The sequence below is a fragment of the Avibacterium paragallinarum genome (assembly GCF_900450705.1).
GTDB lineage: Bacteria > Pseudomonadota > Gammaproteobacteria > Enterobacterales > Pasteurellaceae > Avibacterium > Avibacterium paragallinarum.
The window spans coordinates 1,583,121-1,606,480 of record NZ_UGHK01000002.1 but is presented as its reverse complement, the minus strand read 5'-3'; the positions used below and the strand labels follow the sequence as shown (position 1 = coordinate 1,606,480).

Here is a 23,360-nt window from a genome sequence, read left to right as displayed (position 1 = left end):
ATACTAAAACCGCATTTACTGATTAGAAAGCCTTGCCTTTTGGTGAGGCTTTTTTATTTACTGGACAAAACCACAGTTTTTTGCTAAATTTTGACCCATTGAGAGGCAATCAGACACAGCGAGAAACAAAATATACAGAATTATATTAGCGATGTATAATTATACTCTTTGAGTATAATTTTGTATAAAAATGCTATCTATGAACGATCCGCTTTATTTTCCAAGAACAGAGCTTGCTAGCCGTCTTTTAACCAGCTTGAAAGATGGGATTATGCACGCTTTGACCTTGTTCGCACCGCGTCGAATGGGTAAAACACAATTTCTATTAAATGATATTAAGCCAATGGCGGAAGAAATGGGCTTTAATGTGTTTTATTTTAGCTTTATGGAAAAATCAGAAGGTGAAATTAAAAAGGCGTTTAATGCTCAATTATTGCAGTTTTTGGCGGACGTAACGAGCGGAGCGAATAAGTTTACTCAAGCACTTAAGCAATTAAAAAGCGTTGATGTGCTAGGCGTTGGCATTGAGTTAGAAAACCCTAAAACGGCGTTATCTGTTACCGCTGTAGGATTGATTAACGAATTGGCGGAAAAATCGAAAAAGCCGATTTTAATGTTGCTTGATGAAGTGCAAGAGCTGGCACGGGAGAAAGGGAATAACGACTTTATTCAATCCTTGCGGACGGGGCTAGATATTAATCAAAGTAAAATCAAAGTGATTTTCACGGGGAGCAGTACGAACGGTTTACGCTTAATGTTTAATGACAATAAAGCCCCGTTTTTTCACTTTGCCCACGCTATCGACTTCCCACACCTTGGCAAGGCGTTTACTGATTTTTTAGCCGATGTTTATCACGCACGAACAGGCAAGCAGATTAATAAAGCCGATTTCTATCGGTTTTTTGAACATTTTCATTTTACGCCGCTATATATGCGTTCAATTGCTCAGGATATGATTATCAACCCCGATTTAACGCTAGAACAGGCGGCACAATATCGCTTGTCACAAATGGCGGAATTAAGCGAAACACGCCAAGAATGGGGCAAATTAAGCCTATTAGAACGCGAAATTTTAAAATTGATTGCGGGCGGAAATTCAACCCCTTACAAGAAAGCAACACGGGAGCTTTTAGCCCGAAAAATTGGCGTTGATGAAGTCAGCACAAGCACTATTCAAGGGCAAATTAGAAAGCTAGAGAAAAAAGAGTTAGTTACAAGAGATATTAGCAAGGCAATAAAAATCAATAACCCGCATTTTTTAACGTGGGTAAAAGAAAATTGCGTTGATGAAAATCAGTAATTCACTTTTTCTTAATAACTAAAATCAAGTGCAACTAGATACGGCGTAATTAACCGCATTGAAAAGAAAGTAACCCTATTTGCTTTTCTGTTGCACTTCCACCAACAAATAGGGCAACGCATAGGGGCGTTTTTATGGGTGAAGCCTCAGATATTCAAAACCAATTTATTTCTATTGAAGAGCTTATAGAATGGGCTTTACCTTTTAATGGAAACGATAGAGAAAAAGCACTTAGGGACTTAATTAGAACCTTACACACAGATTGCTATCTTTATGAAAAAATATCTGGAATAAAACCGAGAATAATCAAATCAACCGAACCGGCTTTATTAAAAGCTCTTGATATAAGGTTAAAAGACTACTTAGAAAGTATTGATGATATTCCATTTTGAACGGGGACGTTATGGATTTAAGAAATAATCTTTTAATTAAAAAAGCAGATATTGAAAAAGCGTTAGGAGTTGCCATAAAAAAGAAAGTTATCGTTCAAGGTGATTTAAAGCCGTATTTACCAAGAAAAACGCTTAATTTTTATGAGTGTATCGCATTATTTCAAGGCATTTCGCCAGCTAATTATGTGAGTTCTAATGATATAAATTTTTACCCGATGCTTCACACCTTGGAAGAAAAAATATTAGACGGAGAACTGGCAAATTCAGAAATACACGCGTTTGATGAGTTTAATGGCATTTTTGAGGCAAGCATTGATAGAAAGAGCGCAGAAATATTTGCTCTAAAATATGGCTATGAATGGCCATTACCTAGTTTGCAAAGTATTGCGTCTACTGAAAGAAAAGATAAAAGTTCTTCTAATCAGCGACATCAAGATGAAACAAGAATAGCGGAGCTAGAAAAGCAAAATTTATGTTTAGAAGCGGAGAATATAAAACTCGAAGAAAACCTTAGAGAAACATTAGTTAGATTAAGGCAACTTGAACAGATAGCAGAAAAAGCAAGAGAGCTTAAACAATCAGAAAAAACTCAAATTTTTCAACTTGATCAAAGCGCAATAATAAAAAATAAAGATAATTACATTAAAGAACTAGAAGCTCAAATTAAACAGCTTCAACAGAATAAAAATCCATTAAACCAAACCATAGCTAATCAAGACAGTAGAATAAGCCAAGCCAAAAGAGACTTATTCTCATTGTTAGTGATGAATTGTTATCCTAACTATCAAAGCAGAAATGCACTTTTTGAGGCTCTCAATGCTGATTTAAGAGAAAAAGGGATAAGGCAGGCAGATATTCAATATCCAACTTTTGATCGGTTAATTGATGAAAAGTTAAGGATAAACAACAAATCACCATTCCCACCCAAACAGAAATAGCCTTTTCAAACAAGCCCCTAAGATTTTCAAATTAGGGGCTTTTTCTTTTTAATTAAGCTTTATTTAAAAACGAATTTTTAATTTAAAAATCAACTAATTGAAGCAAATTTCCACCTTTTCCATAATCCCCACCAAGCCCAAGACTTACGAGGGTGAACCCAGAACCATATCACTATCACACTAAAGGGGAAGTTATGGAAAATCAACCAATCGAAAAACTCTACACACAAAAAGAACTCACTGATTTAGGCATTGGCTCACGCTCAACCGTCGATCGCCTTGTTCGTGCAGGCAAATTAAAACGGGTAAAAATTGGCACTGCGAGCCGATACCCTGAAAGTAGCGTAAAAGCTTATCTTGCAAGCCTTAGCGAGTAATTCAGCTAATAATTTTCCTTTTTTATGGACTCCAATTATTCAAAGTAAACTTAGGAGAAATAATGCAACTCACCAACACCAGCCGCCAATCGCAACAAATCGCGATTATTCAGCGATTAAAAAAAGGCTCTTGTTCTACACTGGAATTTAGAGCAATGGGCATTTGTAGCCCAGCCCCGCGAATTATGGAACTACGGGAGAAAGGTTACGACATTTCCACCAGCAAGCAAGACGAAATCGATCACGCAGGCGTAAAGCACAAAGGGATTGCCGTTTATACCTTACATTCAGCACCACAGGATTAACACAATGACCACACCAGAAACCAAAGCAAAAATCAAATTAGGCGAAATCAAAGGACTTATTACACAGATTAAACAATTAGCTAACGCTGGTGGAAACAGTGCCGTATCTATCACGGAGAACGGCAAATCAAAACCCGTCAGCCGCACGGGGATTTTTAAATCCATCAATACTATTGCCGCGTTGGCTGAAATTGAAGCCCAAGAACTGGCGGAAAATATCGAGCAGGCTAAAACCCTGCTAGAAATCGCTATCAATCAAGGCGGACAAGTTACCAACAAAGACGGCAAGCCGCTCACAAGTGAAGAGCTGTTAGAGCGGGCATTTGATGACCTTAGTGAGGCACAAACACAGCTAGAAAGCCTAATAGACCTCAACAAAGGGAACGCATAACGATGACCGAACAACAGTTAGAAAATGCCGTTTTTGCCAAATTATTTCATAAAGAAACGGTAGCAATGACAGACAGCCGAAAAGTGGCTTATTACTTTGGTAAACAGCACAAGAATATTTTAAAACGCTTAGAAAATCTAAATTGTTCAGCGGAATTTAACCGGCTCAATTTTAAGCCTGTTAAATACACCGACAGCAAAGGCGAAAAAAGACCAATGTACTTAATGACCCAAGACGGTTTTACCTTGCTAGTAATGGGATTTACTGGCAAGAAAGCAATGCAATTTAAAGAGGCCTACATTAAAAAATTCAACCAGATGAAAAGTTGGATTACATCACGGGCGAACCTGAAATACGACCAACGCCGACTTAATAACGCAATCAAATTCAGTCTTGAGCAACGCGGCAAAGATGACCCGCACGCCTACAGCCGTGAAAATAACCTTGTTTATTGCGTTGCGTTAGGAATGAGCAAAAAGAAATGGTTAGCAATGCGGGGATTACCTGAAACCGCTGATATCCGCCAATTTCTCAATGAACAAGAATTAGAGCTAATAGATGAGCTACTTTCTGAAAATGCGGTAATGATAAAACTAAGGCTTTCCTATGCGAGCCGAAAAACGCAACTACAAAACACCGCACTTTATCACTTAAGAAAACAAGCGGCATAAGGGGAAACAATGACAACGCGAAACCCTATCACCCTTGCGGATATTGAAATTCAGCTTTCAGTGTTGGCACAAATGGCAAAAGCCCCCACCGAAAACCCGCGACTATTGCTGTCTTTCTTGGCGGAAAGACTGGCACACACGAAGCGGAATATACAAAAAATCACGCAAGAAATGACCGCACTTTGTGGCGGAAAGGTTGGCGGAGGTTGTGGCGGAAATCTTACCACCACCAACACACAAGAAAACAGACAAGACAGCGGAGGATTTCCACCACCGCCGAAACATCAACCCAAATGGAGCGTTACCCGATGAAATGCCGTATTGCAAAAATGGCGTTATTAGATACCGCCATAGCACACTATTTAGAAAAACGCCCGCTACTGCGATTTATGAGCCTTTTTGATGATAACGAGCCTTACCCCTTGCTTGACGTGGTTGAGCTTCTCAGTGAGCGAATTAAGGGGCAAGAAGCGGAATTTAAGAAGCTACCTAGTGAAGGGCTTGAATGGGCAATCGCAAAAAATAAAAACCAACTGGCGAAATTATTCAAAGCCTACAAAAACGAATTAACCCAATGGGAGGCACCACAATGACAACGAACACCGCAACCACAAACGCACTGAATTTATTACTTGAGCCGATGAAATGCCAATTTCAGCATAAAGAAATCCATTGCGTAAACTCTCGCAATTTACATCACGCCTTAGGCTCAAAGCAAGAATATTCAACGTGGATCAAAAAACGCATTAAGCAATGCCAATTTATCGAAGGGCAAGATTTTATTGTACAAAATTCCACCATTGAATTGACAAAATTATCAAACCAAAAAGGCGGAAACACCCGAAGCAAAGATTACATCATCACTTTTGATATAGCCAAACACCTTTGCTTATTGGAGAAAAACGAAATCGGGCGAGCAATCCGCCAGCACTTTATTGAGGCAGAAAAGCAACTTGCACAGATTGCCCCTAACCTACACCGCAACACTGTAGAGCGAACCCAAGCACGACTTGCAACAATCGACCACAATCGAGCAATGACAGACGCAATTAAGGACTATTATCAACGACAAGGCAAAGCCCTGAAACCCTATCACTTCAGCAATGAACAAGCAATGCTAGATAGTCTTGTTATTGGCGAAAACCTTCACCACTGGAAAGAAAGAACAGGCGTGGCAAATGTGCGAGAGAGTTTCACCACAAAACAGCTGAGCTTGCTCAAGTTATTGCAACAAACAAATACAACCTTGCTTGTTTTAGATATGCCATTTAGCCAACGCAAAAGCCATCTAACCCGCTTGATTGAGCGAGAGGCGAAATAGCACGAGTGGCGGAATTTTGCACGGGGGGAACGTCATTCACACACAAGAAATAGAAAAAATTGTGCAGGTATTGAAAACACGCACAAGCAACCCGCCAAAAAATCGAACTGGCGGAAAGCCTGAAAAGGAAACAAGGCAATGCAACAAAACGGCATTATTAAATTTATCAGCAAGTTATTAGCAATCGTACAAATCGGGGGAAATATGAGCGAACAAGGAGCAGACCAAGCAGGGCAAACCATATCTGCAGGCATTAAGTTTTTTTTATGTTGTGGCGGATTGGCTTTATTAGCGGTTGCCCTTTCTTTTGGGTATTACCTGATTAAATAACCAATAAAGAGGCAGAACAATGACCGAAAAACTCACGCCAAAACAAGAAAAATTTTGTCAATTATATCTTGAGTTAGGCAACGCAAGCGAAGCCTATAGGTAGGCTTACAACGCGGAAAAAATGAAGCCTGAAACCATTAATACCAAAGCAAGCGAATTATTGCATAACGGTAAGATCGCGGAAAGGGTAAGCGAACTTAGGCAATTACATCAAGAACGGCATTGCCTAACAGTGGATAAGATTATTTTTGACCTACAAGACTATTTAGCGGTTTGCACGGGCAAAAAGCCGATAATCACAACAACGGTAATTAAAAACGCCCAAGAGGGAACCGCCAAGGCCGTAAACGTTGAAGCCTTTATTTTTGAACCCGCAGGAGCAAATAAAGCCCTTGAGCTACTTGGCAAGCATTTAGGAATGTTCAGCCAAAAAGTGGAGGTATCGGGCGAACTTCAGACAACGGAACGGGAAGATCTTGATTTTTCAGGCTTAACACTTGATGAACTGGAAGAACTTGAAAGGCTGCTAGAGAAAGGGGAACAGAAAGGCGGATAAATGCACGCCTATTAATGCGTGTTTTTTTATGCGTAGCACAAACCAAACGAAACCAGCAAAGCAAAAAAAACGCCCTCAAAGCGAGAGCAAGAACAATGATTAACTTTAACTTTTAGGAAAAAAATAATGAAAACTCAAACCAATTATAGTCAAAATATGAATTTTGTTCATCAAAATTTTAAACGTTATCAAGCCTATTTTAGAGCAAATATTAGTTTATGTTAAAATATTTACAATATTCAAATACTCACGGGAGCATTTCTATGATTGTAAAAGGCAATAAGCATCATATTGTCAAAAGCGGTAGATACTCCGCAAAACTTACTGACGTTAAGACCATTCAGAGCGGATATGGTGAAAGAATAGCATTCATCTTTGAAATTATTGGGGGAATATATCAAGGCGTTAAATTAGCCCGAACTTGTACCCCAATACTAAAGCCTAACAGCAACTTAACTGAGATCATCCAAAGTCTAAACCACAAACCACTTTCAGCAGAGCAAATTTATGACGGTATTGACGTCTCTCAATTTCAAGGCAATGAATATCAGATTAGAGTTACGCAACGAGAAAGCAAAAACGGCTTTTACTACAGCCACATTGAACAAATAATCTAGTTGGTAGCTACACTTTTAACATCACCAAAAAGCAAAGGCTAAAAGGTATGAAGAAAAAGACAAAGAATAATAGTCAGTATTTCCAAGCTGATTTTTCTCTATTGAAATCTATTGCAAGTAAAGGCGATTTTAGGCTTCTATCTGCTATGCTTGTATTAAATCGTTTTGCTAACGGCATTCCCAAAACCCCAAAAGAACAACCTTTCAGTATTACCTATGCAGGAGCGAAAGCAATTAGCGAGCATCTAAATTGTCGCTGGGAAACTGGCAAACAACTTCAGACTGAACTTTTCTTAAATGGTTATATTTCTAGGTTAAAACAGGCACAAAGAACATTATTTAAAATCAACTACACGGCACTAAACATTAATTTACCCGTTGCATTTGTCGATAGTATCAATCAAGTTGATTCTGTTATATATCGTATAAATCACGCTGAAAACATTACAGAAAGCGAAAAACTAAATATCTTAATGCTACTACTAACTTTTTATAAAAACCTCTCTATGAGTGAATTAGGGGGCTTTAATGGCGTATTTCAAGAGTGGGATATAGAAAAAACGCATTTTGATACGACTGATGCACTAATAAGGCTTTCTGCTTCTAACACGAATGAACAGAAAGCCTATAATTCATTTATTCAAGATTTTTTACCCTCACAAGACGCCGTTATCACTCAAGAAAATAGTGAGCTATTTTGGGAAACGATCTCACAATTAAAACAACTAGGATTAATTTATGAGGTGATCGTATTGCTAGAAAAGCAACACACCAAACAACGGCCCAAGCTGATATTTACGATAAGGATTAACGACTATCACGCAGACAATGCTGATTTCTCGTATGTTAGTTCGGCAATGGACAGCAGTATTGCTTACTACGGTAACAAGGATTTTAACTATGATGTAGATGAATTGTACGATGAAGAAATTAGCCTGAATAACAGCACCATAGGCAGCAAAGCAATCCGCCTAGTTATCCCTTACACCCCAGATAAACAATATGAAATTTTAACAATCTATCGCCCTCGCTTCCGTTTTAGCCGTCCTGATATTGCACGTTGGCAAAAAATGGAAGAAGAAAATATCTGGCATTTTATTGATGAAGTAGATAAATCTTTGCAGTGCGAACGCGAAAAGAATTGACCTGATTTGATGATTATTAGATAAAAATCTCCACCCAAAAAAGGGGCTGAGTTAAGAGGTTTTTTATCTGTTCTAAATAACCATAAAAAACCAGTGGGAAGACATATAAGTAGAACGTAAATATATACGTAGATCGTAAATATATAAGTAGAGCGTAGAATATAAGTAGAACGATTGTCAGAAAAAATTTTTTCTGACCATCAGAGCTACACACAAAAAAATTAAGATGAATAATTTGTACATTCTAGAAATGTGTAGATCGTTTTCTGATGAAAAAATCAAAAAAATGTGAACAAGATCACTTTACAAATTATCATTACAGATTTATGCTTTAAACACTGTAGCAAAATCTACAGTCAGCCGTGGAAAGCTGAATAATGTATCACTGGCGAACAGTAGCACGCCATTAAACCGTGCTTTTTTTGTTCGTAATGTTCGCACACCTAAAGAAAATGCCTTAGGCGTTTTTCTCTCTATGGTAGGGCGTAATAGGCAACCCTTAGAGGTTGGCTGCTTACCAGTGAAGGCAGTTTTCCACCCTGTTACGTTCTACCGCCAAACCGTGGAAAGTTTAGCGGTAACTTCTAAAAATTTATTCACTGGAGTTACAGCAATGAAACACCGAATTTCTTCACCCGTTCACCTTAATATTAGGGGCTGTCCTAGATAACTAGACTAAACTCCCTTTAACCAATTGTTTTAAAATAGAAATTTGACTTTTTATGTTGCTGTAATTAAAACGCCATTCACATTCCTTTAAATAAAGCTCAAAATGCGCTTTTGGGATACCATTAAATTTGCGTAAATGGCGTTTTGCTTGGCTTCAAAAATTCTCAATTCCGTTAATGTGGTTATGATTTTCAGCAAAATGTGTGCTGTGATTGATACGAAAATGACTAAATTCACTCACATCAAGCACGTCATAACTACGATAATTATCGGTGTAAACAATACTATCAGGCTTTACCTGCTCCCGAATAATGGGTAACAAGGTGGCAGATTGCGTATTTGGAACCGCAACGGTATAAACCTTGCCATTGCGCTTGAGAAGCCCGAATACCGCAATTTTCCCTGCCGCACCACGACCACGTTTGCCTTTGCGAGCACCGCCAAAATAACTTTCATCGGCTTCAATTTCACCTTCAAACATCTCTAAGTGAAGGCTGTTTTGATAGATGAGTTGGCGTAAACGATGAAAGTAATATGCGGCAGTCGTTTTGTTTACATTGACTAACTCTGCTGCTGTCCTTGCAGTAACACCTGCAACAAATAGCTCAATGAGTTTATTTTGTTTGTGCTGACTTAGACGACTTTTTCTCATTGGTTCATTCTAACCTAAATAGATTTTTTAGTTGTTATCTAGGACAGCCCCTAATATTAATACAATTCATTCTATCGGTTTAGAATATGAATATTTTTCAAGTGCAACCGAAGCAAATTTATCGTATTTTAATACCGCACTTTCAAACAGTGCCGAGCCTCGAAACTCGAACGATAAAACATTGGCGTATAGTAACACGCCTATTAATGCGTGTTTTTTTATGCGTAGCACAAACACACCCAAAGAACGCCTAAAAATGGCGTGTTCTTCTATGGTAGCGTGTTATGGGAAAGGTTTCGCCCTTTGCTGTGTTCCAATGTTCGCAGTTTTCGAGCCCGTAACACGTTACCGCCCAAAAGCCTCGAAACTTCAAGCGGTAACTTCTAAAATTATTAACATTGGAGTTACAGCAATGCTTTATCTATTCAAAGCCGTGAGCCGTTCAGACTTACGCAATACCAAAAAACATTTTTCCTTATTCCCACGCTATACCGTTCGCATAAATGCCGACAGTATCGAGCAAGCCACCGCACAAGTCGCCCCGTTTTTTGTGATCTTGGAGGTGAAAAATGCGTAATCTTACCTTGACCCCTAACGTAGTAAATTGTAGTATTGCGGACACTACTACATACAACGGAAACCGCACCCGTAAGACTTGCGGATTTTTTACACCTCAAATTCATATCCAAGGGCTACTAACCCTATCAGATAATGCCGAATTTGTGGCAAGGTCTATACGCCGAACTAAGGCGGAGTTTATCCGCACGAATAAGGTGAGCCGTTTGTATGCGGTAGTTGAAGCCTTGCCACACCTATTACAGGTTGGCAAATCATTTACTAAAACATACAAGAGAACATCCACAATGAAAACTATCACAAAACCCACCGCACTTATGGCGGGCGTTTGCCCTATTGCGTTCACTTCAGCTATGGCGGAGGTGAACAATGCCTAATTCAATCACCCTACAAGCGTTCAAGCAAGAGCAAATGCTAGCCCGCTTTTCTGAAGTGGAGAGCCTGATTTATCTTTTAAAGCACTATATCGAAAACAGCTACGGAGAAACAGATTTAACCCTAGTGCATAGCTTTAATTTACTGGCGGAAGGGGTATTAATGGATTTATACCAAGCGATTACACTTGATCAAGGTTTAACGGACGACGAGGGGGTGGAATAATGACTAAACCAACCTTAACAATTAGCCATTTCCCACAATGGAAACGCCAAGGGGAGCTAATCAAACAGGCTAACCGCAAATGTTTTGAGCAATTCCCCGACGACTTCCACCACAAGAAGCAAATGAAAAAAGAAAGCCAAATGTTGGCGGAGGGATTAATTCAGGGGCGTGAATTGTTGCTTGAGCTTATCAACAGCCAAGAACTTAACCCAACCCAGCAAGCGAAGAATAACGCCTTTAAGCGAAGCAGTAAATTTTTAATCGGGCTACTAATGGGCGTGATTGCTGATGTAGAAGCCCTTGAATTGGAACGAATGGAAGCCGAGAAACTGGCGGAGGGTAACAAATGAAAACGAATGAAAAACGCAATTTAGCCGGCTTTACTGAAACAGAATTACAAGCCTTAGGCATTAACCACGAGAATTTTATTCACGGCACAAATAGCCCCGAATTTCCCTATATTGCCGCCGTGTTTGAAGCCGTGGCGGAAGAGCTGGAACATATCGCAAACACTTGCCCCAATGCCGCGATTCAGTTCGCCAAAGAAGCGAACGCAATTATTAAAAAATTGCGTGAACTTTCACCCACCCCACCAACAACAGACATTGAGGAATTGGCGGAACAATACAGCGGGGAGGAAATCGCCCGCCGTTTACTTGGTTGCACGGTTTGTCATTTTCTTTCATCACAGCTTACAAGAATGGAAGCACAAATAATCGCCCAATTAGAAACACAAATGCACGGGGGCGAGAATGAAAAAATGCACTAAAAACGCACCGCACTTAAAAGAGGCGTGGAATAAAAACGCCTTTGAATTGCTGATTTTGGCGGGTTCTCGTGCGTGGGAGGCGTGGAACAAGGGCAAGGGCATAGAATGGCAAAATATCGCCGACGCGTTGCAAATTGAGCCATTTAACACGCAAGGGGGAGCAATCCACCGCTACGATCAAAAGCCCGTGATTTTAGGCAATAACCAGCTGGAGGAAATCGGCCAGTACCGCATAGCCTCACCCGATCAACGCTATATCAAAATCATACAATGCGGGGAACTTTCACAACAGGAAATCACCGCACTTTGCTTAAACCTTGCCACCACCACGAAAGCGGAAAGCGTAGGCTTGTATGATTGCGTCACGCTCACACTAAACCAAAACTTAAATAAAGACATCAATCTTTACCGTGAAATGCAAAAAGCCCCAGAAACCGCTGAAATTATTGCACAGGTGGCACAAGGTGAGGCGAAAGACCAAAAGCAAGGCAATTTATCGCCTTACATTGAGAAACGCACAGAAAACGGCAAAAGCGGCTTATTTCAAATTATGCCAAAGCTAGACAAAGACACGGGCGAAATTATCGAGCGTGTGCAGTGGCTTTCTGATGTAGTGGACGTGGTAGGTATTGGACGCAGTGAAAGCGAAAGTTATTTAGTATTACAGTGGCAGCTTGAGGGAAGTGAGCAAAAGGTTGTGGAAGCTCTACCGCTGGGCGATATTGGCGAGCGTGAGGGCTGGCGGACGTTAAAAAATCGCGGCTTAAAAGTCACCTCAAATTCAACGCTTAAAAACGAATTAGCGGATTATTTACAAACCACGGGCGACCGTAAACTATGGACAATAACCAATCTCACAGGTTGGCAGAATGGGGCGTATTTATTGCCAAATGGTGAAGCCATTGGCGAGCCTAAGCACCCCGTTTTATTCCGCTCACAATCCGCAGGCTTTGCAGGCTACCAAGTCAAAGGCACGTTAGAAAGCTGGCAGAATGAAATCGGGCAATATGTAAAGGGCAATCCAACAATGATGTTGGGCGTGGCTTGTGCATTATCTGCCCCGCTTATTCATTTGCTGGACGCTGATAGCTTTGGTGTGCATATTTTTGGCGGATCAACAAGTGGAAAAACCACCACTGCCAACATTGCCGCCAGTGTTTACGGGCACCCCGAAATCACGCGGGTAAGCTGGAACGCCACTGCATTAGGCTTAAGCAATGAAGCAGCCGCACGCAATGACGGCTTTCTAGTGATGGATGAAATAGGACAAGGGGCAAACAAAAAACACGCAGAGCAAACCGCCTACACGCTGTTTAATGGTATTGGCAAAATACAAGGGGCAAAAGATGGCGGAAATCGTGAAGTGAACCGCTGGCGAATAATGGCATTTTCTACCGGTGAAGTAGATTTAGAAAATTACCTTGCTCAAGCTGGCATAAAAACCAACGCGGGGCAGTTGGTTCGTTTGTTGAATATTCCTATCACGCCCGCTAAACAATTCCACCACTTCAAAGACGGTAAAAACCACGCAGACCACCTAAACCAAGCGAGTAAAAAGCACTATGGGACAATAGGGCGGGAGTGGATAACGTGGCTAACTGAAAACCAAGACACACTAGCAGGCGTTTACAGTACGATTAAAGACAAATGGCTGGCACGCTTACCACAAAAAGCCAGCCCACAAGTGCAGCGTGTAGCAAGCCGTTTTGCCGTGCTAGAAACAGCACTCACGCTTTCAAGCCATTTAACTCAATGGAAAGAGGCAGAATGTGGCGAAGCCTTGTTACATTGCTTTAACGAATGGGTTAGCGTCTATGGTTTAGACAGCCGAGAGAAAAAGCAAATCATTGCACAGGCGAACGGCTGGCTATTGCGGAATGGAGCAAGATTTGTTGAATATCCATTCAACCCAAACCAGCCCGAACCAAAAGATACGGCAGGTTATAAAGAGCTTGGCGAGAGTGTTTTAAACAAAGACGCCCGCTATTGGATATTTCCACAAGTTTATTTGCAAGATGTGATTGCGGGCTTTGATGAAAATATTGCGAATAAAGTGCTGGCGGACGCGGGTATGCTTTCCACCACCAACGCAAAGCATAAATCTTACAAATACAAGAAACCGCTACCACGTCCAATCGCAGGCAATAAAACCATCCGCTGCTATGTGCTGGCAGTGCTAGACGAAGAAGCGGAAGAAAGCGAAGAATAGCCCACGCTAGCAACCATATCCCCAAAAGAGCTAATAAAACGGCTCTTTTTTATTTCTCTATAGTGATTTCTTACAGAGTCAAAAATAACAAAGCCACGGTGCAAATATCTACAATCATCACCAAGAAGAAAGTGGATCTAATCATTAAATAAGTTCTTCTCGCTTTTGATAAGGTTTTATTTGAAAATATCTAATTATAATCTTATTATCTAATCAAAACATAAGAGAGATAATCAGCTGGCGGACTTCCCACAAGTAGAACTAGACATCAAAAAACTACAAGGATTTGAGAGACGTTTTAGGCTAAGGATTGGATTTTATCGCGTGCTATTTGATTGGATTGAGGGCGAGCCGAGAATAATCGAAATTTGTACCGTAGCTAAACGAGATGAACAAACCTATAACTAAAGCAAGCAAGGGCGAGAAAATCGCCCTACCAAGCACAGGAGCGAAAAAATGGCAGATTTACAATATATTCAAGACAGCAACGGGAAACCGCTTTTTGTGGTTGTTCCTTTCGATAAATTCCAAGAGATGGAACTATTAAGCCGTTTTGCAATTGAAAGCAAGGAAGAACAAGGGCAATATGAAGAAATCCAAGTAGAGACAGGGGAAAACGACAGCGAGGCGATCCCGAATGAAGTCGTTAATATTATGCTAGATGATGATGTTAGCCTTTTGGCTGCGTGGCGGATTTATCGCCGACTATCGCAAAGAGATGTAGCAGAACGCACAGGCCTAACGCAATCTGCTATTTCACAAGCAGAGCGAAAAGACAGCAAGCCACAGAAAAAAACACTTGAACGATTAGCGAATATTTACGATTGTAAAGCGATACAGCTTACACTTTAGCCGCGACCAACGCCCATAGCGGGCGTTTTTTGGCTCTATTTTGATAGATTTTAACTATTAATTTATCTCTAAAAATAACCTGACCAAAGGGGAAATTTTCGCCTAAATTATCTAATTTTCATCAAAAAACGCCTTAGTGTAGACACGGCATAGACACGCCAAAAACAACAATATTTAATTAAATCAATATGTTAAATAAAATCGCCGTGTCTACTGCGTCTAAGTGCGTCTAAGCTCCATAGACGCACTTTTTAGGGGTTAATCTATTGAAAATAAAGGAAATAATTTTTAAAAATCGGGGTGCGTCTATGCGTCTACGTTTTTTGCTTAAATAAATAAAAAAATATTTTTTTCGTAAATTTTAGATAAATGTAATTTATAGGTAAAATCTTTCAAAATGCCAATAAATAGCGTGAGTGATTTTTAACCACTAAAAGAACAGCATAATGAGATTTTTATTTCATAATGACGGCGACCATTTCTAAAATTTCCCTTATAGAAAATTCACTACTAGAAAACAACTCAAGAGAGCAGATCCACCACAGCGAAAAACATCACACAGAAAAGCCACTTTTCACGCAGCTATAAAACGCCCCTTATACGTCCCGAATAATTGCTCAAGAAATAGACTAAATAGCAAGTGACTTTGGATAATTGTACCAAGAATTGTACCAAGATTTAGTGTTGTTAATTTAAATGTTGTTATATATCAAATAATTAAAGTTATGATTCAACTCCCACTGTCTCCGCCAGTCCACTGTTCTACACGTTTCTACATAAATCCCACTGCTTCAAAAATCCTTGTAAAATCTAGCCTTTGGCGATATGGTATGCGTCTGATTGCGTCTGCGTAAATCTCTGTAACGCAATATAATTGTACTAGAAAATAGAAATTCTGTTGAATTACTCCGAAAAGTGCAAAGTTGATCGCTTTATTTTCTAGTACAATTAAGCAAAAAGCTGTTTATATTCATAGTGTTAGAGTAACATTTAATACTGATGATAGCTTGATTTTTTTCTAGTACAATTTCTTTTTAAAGATTAGTGCTATGGCAAGAAAAACACAGCAACTTAATGATAAACAAATAAAAAAGGCAAGAGCAGGGGAAAAGTGATTTTCCTTGATGGTAGCGGGCTTTATTCAATCGTTCTATCAAGTGAAAGCCGCAAACCAATTTAGCCTGCTTTCGTTCTATGCTGTGCTATTAGTGCTTCTAACAGGCGGGCGATCCTCTGAGATTACCGGGGCGAAGTGGCGGATATTGATTTTAGTCAAAACCTTTGGGTGTATCGCGTGCAGAAAGGGAATAAGAATTTAAAGGGCGGGGTCGGTTGCATATTGTTACGTTATCTCGTCAAGCGGTGGCGGTATTGCGAAAAATGCGGGAAATTAGTACCGCACTTAATCTAAGTAGTGATTTTGTCTTTCCTAGCGTTACGGCGAAATCAGGCCATATTACAATCTAGGCAATGAGAAAGGCGATAGTTAAAAACCCTTGGCAAGGGAAAGCTAACCACGCACGGGATAATACACTTAATTAGTACCTCTTTGAATGAGCGTGATTATAATGCGGATTGGATAGAGAAAGCCTTATCGTATAAGGGTGTAGAATTCAAGAAAGCGAAAGGATTTTTAAAAAGGATTGATTTTGATATCAATCCTTTTATAGTTGTTTGACTGGTTTAGTTTGAGTATGTGGTTATGACTCTATTTTTTACGAGAGTGTAACCCTTTTTTCTCTAATCCACGGTAGATCCATTGCTGTTGTGCGATGGTGATGAGGTTCGATACTAACCAGTATAAAACCAAGCCCGCAGGGAAGAAGAGGAAAAATACCGTGAAGATCACTGGCATAAATGTCATTACTTTTTGTTGCATTGGATCAGCAACTGGCGTTGGCGACATTTTTTGTAATAAGAACATTGATACGCCCATTAAGATTGGCAAGATGTAGTATGGATCTTGTGCCGATAAATCTTGAATCCAACCGAAGAATGGGGCGTGGCGTAATTCCACCGCTTCCATAAATGTCCAATATAAGGCGATGAAAATTGGCATTTGTAAGAGAATTGGTAAACAGCCACCGAGTGGATTTACTTTTTCTTCTTTATACAATTTCATCATTTCTTGGCTCATACGCTGACGATCTTCCCCATAACGCTCACGCATTTCTTGGATTTTCGGTTGTAGCATACGCATTTTTGCCATTGAAGTGTATTGTGCTTTGGTTAATGGGTAAAGGCAACCTTTCACCACAAGGGTTACGCAGATAATGGCAAGCCCCCAGTTTTTCACTAAATCGTGGATGTGGGTGAGCAACCAGAATAGCGGTTTTGCGATAAACCACGCCCAGCCGTAATCCACGGTGAGATCTAAATGATTCGCCACGTCTGCCATTTGGTTTTGCAATTTCGGTCCCGTCCATAATTTGCTAGTAATGGTTTCCGTTGCACCTACTGGAATGTCCACCACTGGCCCACGATAACCAATCGAGCCTAAATTACGGGCTTTATCCGTTGAAGTGTAAAGTTGGTGAGTGCTATCTTGATTTGGAATCCACGCTGAAACGAAGTAATGTTGTAACACCGCAACCCAGCCCGCTTTGGTTTGGATTGACAGATCTTTTTCTTCCATATCTTTGAAACTGTATTTTTTATAGTTGGTTTCAGAAGAAGAATACGCCCCGCCTGTGTAGGTTGGCATTGCCATACTGCCTGAGCTTTCCACTAAAGTATGGGTTAATTTCGCGTAAGGCTCTACTTCAATCGGCTGCCCGCTTTGGTTGGTGATTTCAAAGTTCACGCTCACATCGTATTCACCGCGTTTTAACACGAAAAGTTTGCGATAAGTTACGCCATCTTTTTCAAACACAAATGGTACAACAAGTTCATTTTGCCCGTCAGCCAATTTGAAATGATCGCCATCAACTTGATAATTGGCACGACCCGCTTTGGTGTCGATTCCATTGCGTCCAACTAAACCGCTCTGTGCCACATAAATATGTTCAGGGGTATCCTGTAATAACACAAAAGGCGTGTGGGAATGCAGGGTTTCGTCATAATTTAATAATTCAGAACGTACCACATCACCGCCGAGGGTATTCACTTTTAAACGGAATACATCATTTTCTAAGGTAATCACTTTACTTTGAGTAAGGTTAGCAAGGTCTGAATTTGATGCTAATTCACCTTGAGCTTGAGAGGTTTGCACTTGTTCAGTGGCAACAGGCTTCGGACTGTGATAATCCACTTGCCATTGCTGATAAACAAGAAAAGAAATAAAGAGTAGTGCGAGCACTAACAGGCTACGTCTTGAATCCATTATTTGTTCTCTTTGTTGTTATTAATCTTCGGTGGAACAGGATCGTATCCACCCGCGTGTAAAGGATGACATTTTAATATACGTTTTAACGTAAGCCAACCACCTTTTAACGCACCGTGCGTTTTTAATGCTTCAATACCGTAGCAAGAACAAGTTGGCGTAAATCGGCAGCGTGGGCCAATGAGCGGGCTGATGAAGAGTTGGTAAAATCGAATACACTTAATTAAGATTTTCGAGCCAAGCGAATGTGGCGTTGCCATAATTTATCCAATGAATTGAATATGTGCTGATTATCTAACCGCCCGATACCCTGTTTAACCACAATGACAAAATCATAATGCGGTAGATCGTGCTGTAATTGGCGAAAACGTTCACGGCATAAACGCTTAATGCGATTGCGATCGTGAGCACGTTTTAAATGCTTTTTGGCCACTGCTAAACCTAAACGTGGAATAGATTCCTGATTAGGACGGGCTAGAATAGTAATTTCAGGGGAACTCGCACGTTGCGGATCTTGGAAAACGTATTTGAATTGAGCGGGAGTTAGCAGACGTAACTCCCGAGAAAAGTTTAGCTTAATCACAGCGAAGGGCTGGATTATGCAGATAAACTTTTACGACCTTTAGCACGACGACGAGCTAAAACTTGACGGCCGTTTTTAGTTGCCATACGTGCACGGAAACCGTGAGTACGACTGCGTTTTAATACAGAGGGTTGGAATGTACGTTTCATAACTATAATCTACCTAAATCAACATTGTTTAATTATTGCCTTTGACATTTAGATAGCCAAAAACGAATTGAAACAAGGGTTACTAAAATAAAGAACGCAATTGTAATCACAAATTAAACGTTCGTCAAACCAAGAATAAGAAAAACGCTGAGAAAACCAGCATTCTCTTAATAAAAAGCATAAAAGCGGGCGAATTATACTGTTTTCCGTAAAAATCTCAAGGTCGCTTTTTCAATTTTTTTCATTCTTTTCTAAAGATCTTTCGCCCAGTTTATTGTAAAATTGGGCAAAATTATGACCGCACTTTTTTGTGGCGCAAAATCCCTTTAACTAAATTTAGCCAAATAATAACAATGAAAATGACGCTCACATCGCTTTGGCAGGATTGCCTTTCACAACTGCAAGATCAAGTTTCGCCCACGGACTTCAGCACGTGGTTACGCCCATTGCAAGCTGACATTCCGAGTGAAAACCAAATGGTATTATATGCCTCCAATGTGTTTGTCAAAAATTGGGTGGAAACCCATTATTTAGAGCTGATCACCAAGCTTAGCCAAAGTTTATCTGGCAATATTGATTTTTCAGTGAGAGTGCAAGAAGGCACGAAGCCCGCTAAGCTTGTGGAGAAAAAAAACGTTGTGCCACCACATTCGCCAATGCAAACGGAAAGCACCGCAAAGACGGAAGCCAAACAGCCCTATCGCTCCAATTTAAACACCAAGCATATTTTTGAAAACTTCGTAGAGGGGAAATCAAACCAGCTTGCTCGTGCTGTTGCACAAAAAGTCGCAATTAACCCAGGTGAGCAAAGTGCCAATCCGCTTTTTCTGTATGGCGGAACTGGTTTGGGGAAAACCCACTTATTACACGCGGTGGGCAATGGTATTTTGGCAGGCGAACCTGACGCACGGGTGATTTATATTCACGCCGAACGCTTTATGCAAGAATATATAAAAGCCTTGCAAGCGGATAAAATGGAAAACTTCAAAAAATTCTACCGCACTTTAGATGCGTTGCTGATTGATGACATTCAATTTTTCGCGGGGAAAGACGGCACGCAAGAAGAATTTTTCCATATTTTCAATTCCTTATTTGAAAGCAGTCGCCAAATTATTTTGACTTCCGATCGCTACCCGAAAGAAATCGAAAAAATTGAAGATCGGTTAAAATCCCGCTTTGGCTGGGGGCTGAGTGTCGCTATTGAACCGCCTGAGCTTGAAACCCGCGTTGCCATCTTATTGAAAAAAGCAGAAGAAAAACAAATGCTGTTGCCTGAAGAAGTGGCATTTTTTATCGGGCAAAAATTACGCACCAATGTGCGAGAATTGGAAGGGGCATTAAACCGTGTGCACGCCAATGCAGAATTTACGGGTAAAGCCATCACCATTGATTTTGTGCGGGAAACCCTGAAAGATATGTTGGCACTACAAGATAAATTGGTTACGGTAGAAAATATTCAAAAAGTGGTTGCCGAATACTATCGCATTAAGGTGGCTGATCTGAAATCGAAAAACCGTTCTCGCTCTGTGGCTCGCCCTCGTCAGCTTGCAATGGCATTATCAAAAGAGCTGACCAATCGCAGCCTGCCCGAAATTGGTAAAGCCTTTGGCGATCGCGATCACACCACTGTGCTACACGCTTGTCGCACCATCGTCACGCTACGCGAGCAAGATAACAATATTCAAGAAGATTGGTCGAATTTGATCCGAACTTTGTCAGCTTAAAGGACGAAACTATGCAATTTACTGTATCAAGAGAAAATCTGTTAAAACCATTACAACAAGTTTGCGGCGTGTTGAGCAATCGTCCAAACATTCCCGTGCTAAGCAACGTGTTACTCCATATTGAGGGGCAATCTTTAACCATTACGGGAACGGATTTGGAAGTGGAACTCTCCACCCAAGCCCAACTTAGCCAAGTGGATCAGGACGGACGTTTCACGATCCCCGCGAAAAAATTTCTTGATATTTGTCGTAGTTTTCCTGATGACGCGGATATTACCGTCAGCTTTGAAGAAGATCGTGCCTTAGTGCGTTGCGGTCGCAGTAAATTTAATTTAACCACCCTGCCAGCGGAAGAATACCCAAATCTGGCGGACTGGCAATCGGAAGTGGAATTTACCCTCGCCCAAGCCACTTTACGCCGTTTAATTGATGCCACTCAGTTTTCAATGGCGAACCAAGATGCCCGCTATTTCCTGAATGGAATGAAATTTGAAACGGAAGGCAATTTGCTCCGCACGGTTGCCACAGACGGACACCGCCTAGCGGTTTGCACTATTCCCCTTGAACAAGAATTGCAAACTCATTCAGTTATTGTACCGCGTAAAGGAGTGCTTGAATTAGTGCGATTACTCGAAAGCAGTGATCTGCCTGCCAAAGTGCAAATCGGAACGAATAATCTCCGCATTGATCTTGGCAATATTATCTTCACCTCGAAGCTGATTGACGGGCGTTTTCCTGATTACCGCCGTGTTCTCCCTCGCAATGCCCAACGGATTATGATGGGCAACTGGGATACCCTCAAGCAAGCCTTTGCACGAGCAGCGATTTTATCCAATGACAAAGTACGTACGGTGCGTTTACAACTGGCAGAAAATCAGCTCACCATCACCGCAACCAACACAGAACAAGAGGTTGCCGAAGAAATTATTGATGTGGATTACAACGGCGAAGCAATGGAAGTGGGCTTCAACGTCAGTTACTTGCTTGATGTGCTGAACGCCTTAAAATGCAAACAAGTGCGTGTTCGTCTCACCGATGCCACCTCAAGTTGCTTAATTGAAGACGTGGATGACAACACAGCGGAATACGTCATTATGCCAATGCGTCTATAACCTTAAACCTTATGGCAATTTCCCGTTTACTGGTCGAAAATTTTCGCAATTTAACCGCCGTGGATCTGGAGTTTGACCACGGCTTTAACTTTTTGGTCGGCAATAACGGCAGCGGCAAAACTAGCCTGCTGGAAGCCATTTTTTATCTCGCACACGGACGCTCTTTTAAAAGTGCGGTGGCAAATCGCATCATTTCTTATGAACAGCCTCATTTTACCCTGTATGGGCGAATCCAAGAGCAAAATCATCAATGGTCTGTGGGCTTGCAAAAACACCGCCAAGGCAACACCCAAGTAAAAATCAACGGTGAAGAAGCAAAGAAAATCGCCGATCTCGCTCATTTATTGCCGATGCAAATCATCACCCCAGAGGGGCTGACTTTGCTCAATGGCGGGCCAAGCTATCGCCGAGCTTTTTTAGATTGGGGATTATTTCATCATCATAGCCATTTTCACCCTGTTTGGAGCCAGCTCAACCGCCTGCTTAAACAGCGTAATGCTGCCCTTTCGCAAGCCTACCACTATGAACAGATTTACATTTGGGACAAAGAACTGATTCATCTCGCCGAACAAGTGAGCCAATGGCGTGCTGAATATGCCGAAGCCCTCCGCCCCGAAATCGAACGCACCTGCCAGCTTTTCTTGCCTGAATTAGAAATCAGCGTCAGCTTTCATCAAGGCTGGGACAAAAATAGCGATTATGGCGAATTATTACGCCAAAATTTAGAGCGAGATCGTACCATTGGCTATACGGTATCAGGACCACAAAAAGCCGATTTTCGCTTTAAAGCCAATGGCTTACCTGTAGAAGATGTGCTTTCACGCGGGCAATTAAAACTGCTAATGTGTGCCTTACGCTTGGCGCAAGGAGAACATTTAATGCAACAAAAAAACCGCCATTGTATTTTTTTGATCGATGATTTTGCTTCTGAATTAGACAAAAGCAAACGGGCGTTACTCGCCGAACGCCTGCAACAAAGTGGCTCGCAAGTCTTTGTCAGTGCCATCACCCACAATCAACTCCAAGAAATGCAACCGCAAAATCACCGCACGTTCAGCGTTCATCAAGGTAAATTGAGTGAAATTTAGTCAATTCCATATTTTATGCTCTTTTCAGCTGTTGTAATCTCTGTAGAATCATATTGAGAATTACGCCGTATGTAGGCACAAAGAATATCATTCCAATGCATAGTTTGAATAAGTAATCTACTAAGCCAATCACTAACCAATGTTTTGCCATAAACGGATCGCTACTTGCATAGAACGCCACAGCGAAGAAAATATAGGTATCTGCCATTGAGCCTAAGATCATTGAACTACTCGGTGCTATCCACCATATTTTTAATTGACGCAATCGGTTGAATACTAATACATCAAGTAATTGTCCAAAGGTATAAGCTAAGAAGCTGGCAATTGCGATACGGAAAACAAAAACATTGAAATTCAGTAATGTAGCAAACCCTTGATATTGACTATCAGAAAACAGAGTGGAAATTAGGTAACTAATAATCAGTGCAGGAAACATCACAACAAAGATAATCAAACGTGCTTCTTTTGCACCAAAAATTCTCACTATAAGATCTGTTGCCAAGAAAATAAATGGGAAAGTTAGGGTTCCCCAAGTGCTATGGAAAGAAAAATCTTGACTGCCAATAAGATGGAGAGGAAGCCGTATTTCGAAAGGAAGATGTACTAAATAATTACTAGAAGCAATAATCAAAATATGAAATAGACTCAGTAAAATAAGAGCATATTGTTTTTGTTGAGCGTTAAAGCTCGGTGCGAGAGTTTTCATTGTTGT

General features: G+C 40.8%; 29 protein-coding genes and 3 pseudogenes. 26 read left to right on the top strand and 6 right to left on the bottom strand.

Annotation, left to right across the window (positions count from 1 at the left end; all coding sequences use genetic code 11):
* Positions 1-199: 199 nt before the first annotated feature.
* The 15 genes and pseudogenes from DXZ23_RS12855 (at position 200) to DXZ23_RS12785 (ending at position 9,013) form a co-directional block, all read left to right on the top strand.
* The gene (locus tag DXZ23_RS12855) at positions 200-1,300 is read left to right on the top strand and encodes an AAA family ATPase (RefSeq protein ID WP_017805240.1); all 1,101 of its coding nucleotides are present in this window, start codon (positions 200-202) and stop codon (positions 1,298-1,300) included.
* Positions 1,301-1,434: 134 nt separating this feature from the next.
* On the top strand, positions 1,435-1,692 hold the full coding sequence (locus DXZ23_RS12850; protein WP_017805241.1) for a hypothetical protein: 258 nt from the start codon (positions 1,435-1,437) through the stop codon (positions 1,690-1,692).
* An 11-nt stretch (positions 1,693-1,703) separates the two neighbouring features.
* The gene (locus tag DXZ23_RS12845) at positions 1,704-2,630 is read left to right on the top strand and encodes a hypothetical protein (RefSeq protein WP_017805242.1); all 927 of its coding nucleotides are present in this window, start codon (positions 1,704-1,706) and stop codon (positions 2,628-2,630) included.
* A gap of 194 nt (positions 2,631-2,824) precedes the next feature.
* Positions 2,825-3,007 (top strand): helix-turn-helix transcriptional regulator, encoded by a 183-nt coding sequence (locus DXZ23_RS12840; RefSeq protein WP_017805243.1) that lies wholly within the window; start codon positions 2,825-2,827, stop codon positions 3,005-3,007.
* 62 nt (positions 3,008-3,069) lie between these two features.
* Positions 3,070-3,312 carry a helix-turn-helix domain-containing protein gene (locus DXZ23_RS12835; RefSeq protein WP_017805244.1) on the top strand — a complete coding sequence of 81 codons (243 nt, stop codon included), beginning with the start codon at positions 3,070-3,072 and terminating at the stop codon, positions 3,310-3,312.
* A gap of 4 nt (positions 3,313-3,316) precedes the next feature.
* A complete protein-coding gene (locus DXZ23_RS12830; protein ID WP_017805245.1) occupies positions 3,317-3,703 on the top strand; it encodes a hypothetical protein in 387 nt (128 codons plus the stop codon).
* Positions 3,704-3,705: 2 nt separating this feature from the next.
* Positions 3,706-4,374 (top strand): Rha family transcriptional regulator, encoded by a 669-nt coding sequence (locus DXZ23_RS12825; protein ID WP_017805246.1) that lies wholly within the window; start codon positions 3,706-3,708, stop codon positions 4,372-4,374.
* A 9-nt stretch (positions 4,375-4,383) separates the two neighbouring features.
* A complete protein-coding gene (locus DXZ23_RS12820) occupies positions 4,384-4,686 on the top strand; it encodes a hypothetical protein (protein ID WP_017805247.1) in 303 nt (100 codons plus the stop codon).
* Positions 4,683-4,967, top strand: coding sequence for a hypothetical protein (locus DXZ23_RS12815; RefSeq protein ID WP_017805248.1), 285 nt, complete (start codon positions 4,683-4,685; stop codon positions 4,965-4,967). Before DXZ23_RS12820 ends, DXZ23_RS12815 begins: the two co-directional genes overlap by 4 nt.
* Entirely contained in the window at positions 4,964-5,695 is a 732-nt protein-coding gene (locus DXZ23_RS12810; protein WP_017805249.1) for a phage antirepressor Ant, read from the top strand. The genes DXZ23_RS12815 and DXZ23_RS12810 overlap by 4 nt, the downstream gene beginning before the upstream one ends.
* Positions 5,696-5,833: 138 nt before the next feature.
* The gene (locus tag DXZ23_RS12805; RefSeq protein ID WP_017805250.1) at positions 5,834-6,025 is read left to right on the top strand and encodes a hypothetical protein; all 192 of its coding nucleotides are present in this window, start codon (positions 5,834-5,836) and stop codon (positions 6,023-6,025) included.
* A 19-nt stretch (positions 6,026-6,044) separates the two neighbouring features.
* Positions 6,045-6,581: pseudogene (locus DXZ23_RS12800) on the top strand (terminase small subunit).
* A gap of 218 nt (positions 6,582-6,799) precedes the next feature.
* Positions 6,800-7,198 (top strand): hypothetical protein, encoded by a 399-nt coding sequence (locus DXZ23_RS12795; protein WP_017805253.1) that lies wholly within the window; start codon positions 6,800-6,802, stop codon positions 7,196-7,198.
* A 47-nt stretch (positions 7,199-7,245) separates the two neighbouring features.
* The gene (locus DXZ23_RS12790; protein ID WP_021723850.1) at positions 7,246-8,343 is read left to right on the top strand and encodes a hypothetical protein; all 1,098 of its coding nucleotides are present in this window, start codon (positions 7,246-7,248) and stop codon (positions 8,341-8,343) included.
* A gap of 322 nt (positions 8,344-8,665) precedes the next feature.
* A complete protein-coding gene (locus DXZ23_RS12785) occupies positions 8,666-9,013 on the top strand; it encodes an ash family protein (RefSeq protein ID WP_081603107.1) in 348 nt (115 codons plus the stop codon).
* Here the strand turns inward: DXZ23_RS12785 and DXZ23_RS12780 are convergent.
* Positions 9,014-9,664: pseudogene (locus tag DXZ23_RS12780) on the bottom strand (IS1595-like element ISHpa1 family transposase).
* Positions 9,665-9,695: 31 nt separating this feature from the next.
* On the opposite strand from DXZ23_RS12780, the gene DXZ23_RS12775 reads away from it, so the two are divergent.
* The 8 genes and pseudogenes from DXZ23_RS12775 to DXZ23_RS16230 all read left to right on the top strand — a co-directional run.
* The gene (locus DXZ23_RS12775; protein WP_017805257.1) at positions 9,696-10,241 is read left to right on the top strand and encodes an ash family protein; all 546 of its coding nucleotides are present in this window, start codon (positions 9,696-9,698) and stop codon (positions 10,239-10,241) included.
* The gene (locus tag DXZ23_RS16020; protein WP_017805258.1) at positions 10,234-10,617 is read left to right on the top strand and encodes a hypothetical protein; all 384 of its coding nucleotides are present in this window, start codon (positions 10,234-10,236) and stop codon (positions 10,615-10,617) included. The genes DXZ23_RS12775 and DXZ23_RS16020 overlap by 8 nt, the downstream gene beginning before the upstream one ends.
* Positions 10,610-10,840 (top strand): hypothetical protein, encoded by a 231-nt coding sequence (locus DXZ23_RS12765; protein ID WP_017805259.1) that lies wholly within the window; start codon positions 10,610-10,612, stop codon positions 10,838-10,840. The genes DXZ23_RS16020 and DXZ23_RS12765 overlap by 8 nt, the downstream gene beginning before the upstream one ends.
* Positions 10,840-11,190, top strand: a complete 351-nt coding sequence (locus tag DXZ23_RS12760; RefSeq protein ID WP_017805260.1) for a hypothetical protein — start codon at positions 10,840-10,842, stop codon at positions 11,188-11,190. Before DXZ23_RS12765 ends, DXZ23_RS12760 begins: the two co-directional genes overlap by 1 nt.
* Positions 11,187-11,609: a hypothetical protein gene (locus DXZ23_RS12755; RefSeq protein WP_017805261.1), complete on the top strand. Its 423-nt coding sequence runs from the start codon at positions 11,187-11,189 to the stop codon at positions 11,607-11,609. The genes DXZ23_RS12760 and DXZ23_RS12755 overlap by 4 nt, the downstream gene beginning before the upstream one ends.
* Positions 11,593-13,818, top strand: coding sequence for a DUF927 domain-containing protein (locus DXZ23_RS12750; RefSeq protein WP_017805262.1), 2,226 nt, complete (start codon positions 11,593-11,595; stop codon positions 13,816-13,818). The genes DXZ23_RS12755 and DXZ23_RS12750 overlap by 17 nt, the downstream gene beginning before the upstream one ends.
* A gap of 456 nt (positions 13,819-14,274) precedes the next feature.
* The gene (locus tag DXZ23_RS12740; protein ID WP_017805263.1) at positions 14,275-14,670 is read left to right on the top strand and encodes a helix-turn-helix domain-containing protein; all 396 of its coding nucleotides are present in this window, start codon (positions 14,275-14,277) and stop codon (positions 14,668-14,670) included.
* A 1,136-nt stretch (positions 14,671-15,806) separates the two neighbouring features.
* A pseudogene (locus tag DXZ23_RS16230) lies at positions 15,807-16,348 on the top strand (tyrosine-type recombinase/integrase); the annotation flags it as partial.
* 30 nt (positions 16,349-16,378) lie between these two features.
* Here DXZ23_RS16230 and yidC read toward each other — a convergent pair.
* From yidC to rpmH, 4 genes are read right to left on the bottom strand one after another with little or no spacing between them, the layout of a single operon-like run.
* Positions 16,379-17,992: a membrane protein insertase YidC gene (gene yidC / locus DXZ23_RS12730; protein ID WP_017805264.1), complete on the bottom strand. Its 1,614-nt coding sequence runs from the start codon at positions 17,990-17,992 to the stop codon at positions 16,379-16,381.
* Positions 17,992-18,252 carry a membrane protein insertion efficiency factor YidD gene (gene yidD, locus DXZ23_RS12725; protein WP_081603108.1) on the bottom strand — a complete coding sequence of 87 codons (261 nt, stop codon included), beginning with the start codon at positions 18,250-18,252 and terminating at the stop codon, positions 17,992-17,994. The genes yidC and yidD overlap by 1 nt, the downstream gene beginning before the upstream one ends.
* Positions 18,216-18,575, bottom strand: coding sequence for a ribonuclease P protein component (gene rnpA / locus DXZ23_RS12720; RefSeq protein WP_017805265.1), 360 nt, complete (start codon positions 18,573-18,575; stop codon positions 18,216-18,218). Before rnpA ends, yidD begins: the two co-directional genes overlap by 37 nt.
* 14 nt (positions 18,576-18,589) lie before the next feature.
* On the bottom strand, positions 18,590-18,724 hold the full coding sequence (gene rpmH, locus DXZ23_RS12715; protein ID WP_005539760.1) for a 50S ribosomal protein L34: 135 nt from the start codon (positions 18,722-18,724) through the stop codon (positions 18,590-18,592).
* Between the two features lie 353 nt (positions 18,725-19,077).
* Between rpmH and dnaA the strand changes: the two genes are divergently transcribed.
* From dnaA to recF, 3 genes are read left to right on the top strand one after another with little or no spacing between them, the layout of a single operon-like run.
* The gene (gene dnaA / locus DXZ23_RS12710; RefSeq protein ID WP_035659531.1) at positions 19,078-20,448 is read left to right on the top strand and encodes a chromosomal replication initiator protein DnaA; all 1,371 of its coding nucleotides are present in this window, start codon (positions 19,078-19,080) and stop codon (positions 20,446-20,448) included.
* An 11-nt stretch (positions 20,449-20,459) separates the two neighbouring features.
* Positions 20,460-21,560, top strand: a complete 1,101-nt coding sequence (gene dnaN / locus DXZ23_RS12705) for a DNA polymerase III subunit beta (RefSeq protein WP_017805267.1) — start codon at positions 20,460-20,462, stop codon at positions 21,558-21,560.
* Between the two features lie 11 nt (positions 21,561-21,571).
* Positions 21,572-22,648, top strand: a complete 1,077-nt coding sequence (recF, locus tag DXZ23_RS12700) for a DNA replication/repair protein RecF (protein ID WP_017805268.1) — start codon at positions 21,572-21,574, stop codon at positions 22,646-22,648.
* Between the two features lie 13 nt (positions 22,649-22,661).
* On the opposite strand, the gene DXZ23_RS12695 is transcribed toward recF, so the two are convergent.
* Entirely contained in the window at positions 22,662-23,354 is a 693-nt protein-coding gene (locus tag DXZ23_RS12695) for a 7-cyano-7-deazaguanine/7-aminomethyl-7-deazaguanine transporter (RefSeq protein WP_021723842.1), read from the bottom strand.
* Between the last annotated feature and the right edge of the window lie 6 nt (positions 23,355-23,360).

Coding starts and splice junctions, on each gene's coding strand:
- DXZ23_RS12855 (WP_017805240.1), top strand. CDS start 200: ATGAACGATCCGCTTTATTTTCCAAGAACAGAGCTTGCTAGCCGTCTT.
- DXZ23_RS12850 (WP_017805241.1), top strand. CDS start 1,435: ATGGGTGAAGCCTCAGATATTCAAAACCAATTTATTTCTATTGAAGAG.
- DXZ23_RS12845 (WP_017805242.1), top strand. CDS start 1,704: ATGGATTTAAGAAATAATCTTTTAATTAAAAAAGCAGATATTGAAAAA.
- DXZ23_RS12840 (WP_017805243.1), top strand. CDS start 2,825: ATGGAAAATCAACCAATCGAAAAACTCTACACACAAAAAGAACTCACT.
- DXZ23_RS12835 (WP_017805244.1), top strand. CDS start 3,070: ATGCAACTCACCAACACCAGCCGCCAATCGCAACAAATCGCGATTATT.
- DXZ23_RS12830 (WP_017805245.1), top strand. CDS start 3,317: ATGACCACACCAGAAACCAAAGCAAAAATCAAATTAGGCGAAATCAAA.
- DXZ23_RS12825 (WP_017805246.1), top strand. CDS start 3,706: ATGACCGAACAACAGTTAGAAAATGCCGTTTTTGCCAAATTATTTCAT.
- DXZ23_RS12820 (WP_017805247.1), top strand. CDS start 4,384: ATGACAACGCGAAACCCTATCACCCTTGCGGATATTGAAATTCAGCTT.
- DXZ23_RS12815 (WP_017805248.1), top strand. CDS start 4,683: ATGAAATGCCGTATTGCAAAAATGGCGTTATTAGATACCGCCATAGCA.
- DXZ23_RS12810 (WP_017805249.1), top strand. CDS start 4,964: ATGACAACGAACACCGCAACCACAAACGCACTGAATTTATTACTTGAG.
- DXZ23_RS12805 (WP_017805250.1), top strand. CDS start 5,834: ATGCAACAAAACGGCATTATTAAATTTATCAGCAAGTTATTAGCAATC.
- DXZ23_RS12795 (WP_017805253.1), top strand. CDS start 6,800: ATGTTAAAATATTTACAATATTCAAATACTCACGGGAGCATTTCTATG.
- DXZ23_RS12790 (WP_021723850.1), top strand. CDS start 7,246: ATGAAGAAAAAGACAAAGAATAATAGTCAGTATTTCCAAGCTGATTTT.
- DXZ23_RS16020 (WP_017805258.1), top strand. CDS start 10,234: ATGCGTAATCTTACCTTGACCCCTAACGTAGTAAATTGTAGTATTGCG.
- DXZ23_RS12765 (WP_017805259.1), top strand. CDS start 10,610: ATGCCTAATTCAATCACCCTACAAGCGTTCAAGCAAGAGCAAATGCTA.
- DXZ23_RS12760 (WP_017805260.1), top strand. CDS start 10,840: ATGACTAAACCAACCTTAACAATTAGCCATTTCCCACAATGGAAACGC.
- DXZ23_RS12755 (WP_017805261.1), top strand. CDS start 11,187: ATGAAAACGAATGAAAAACGCAATTTAGCCGGCTTTACTGAAACAGAA.
- DXZ23_RS12750 (WP_017805262.1), top strand. CDS start 11,593: ATGAAAAAATGCACTAAAAACGCACCGCACTTAAAAGAGGCGTGGAAT.
- DXZ23_RS12740 (WP_017805263.1), top strand. CDS start 14,275: ATGGCAGATTTACAATATATTCAAGACAGCAACGGGAAACCGCTTTTT.
- yidC (WP_017805264.1), bottom strand. CDS start 17,992: ATGGATTCAAGACGTAGCCTGTTAGTGCTCGCACTACTCTTTATTTCT.
- yidD (WP_081603108.1), bottom strand. CDS start 18,252: ATGGCAACGCCACATTCGCTTGGCTCGAAAATCTTAATTAAGTGTATT.
- rpmH (WP_005539760.1), bottom strand. CDS start 18,724: ATGAAACGTACATTCCAACCCTCTGTATTAAAACGCAGTCGTACTCAC.
- dnaA (WP_035659531.1), top strand. CDS start 19,078: ATGAAAATGACGCTCACATCGCTTTGGCAGGATTGCCTTTCACAACTG.
- dnaN (WP_017805267.1), top strand. CDS start 20,460: ATGCAATTTACTGTATCAAGAGAAAATCTGTTAAAACCATTACAACAA.
- recF (WP_017805268.1), top strand. CDS start 21,572: ATGGCAATTTCCCGTTTACTGGTCGAAAATTTTCGCAATTTAACCGCC.
- DXZ23_RS12695 (WP_021723842.1), bottom strand. CDS start 23,354: ATGAAAACTCTCGCACCGAGCTTTAACGCTCAACAAAAACAATATGCT.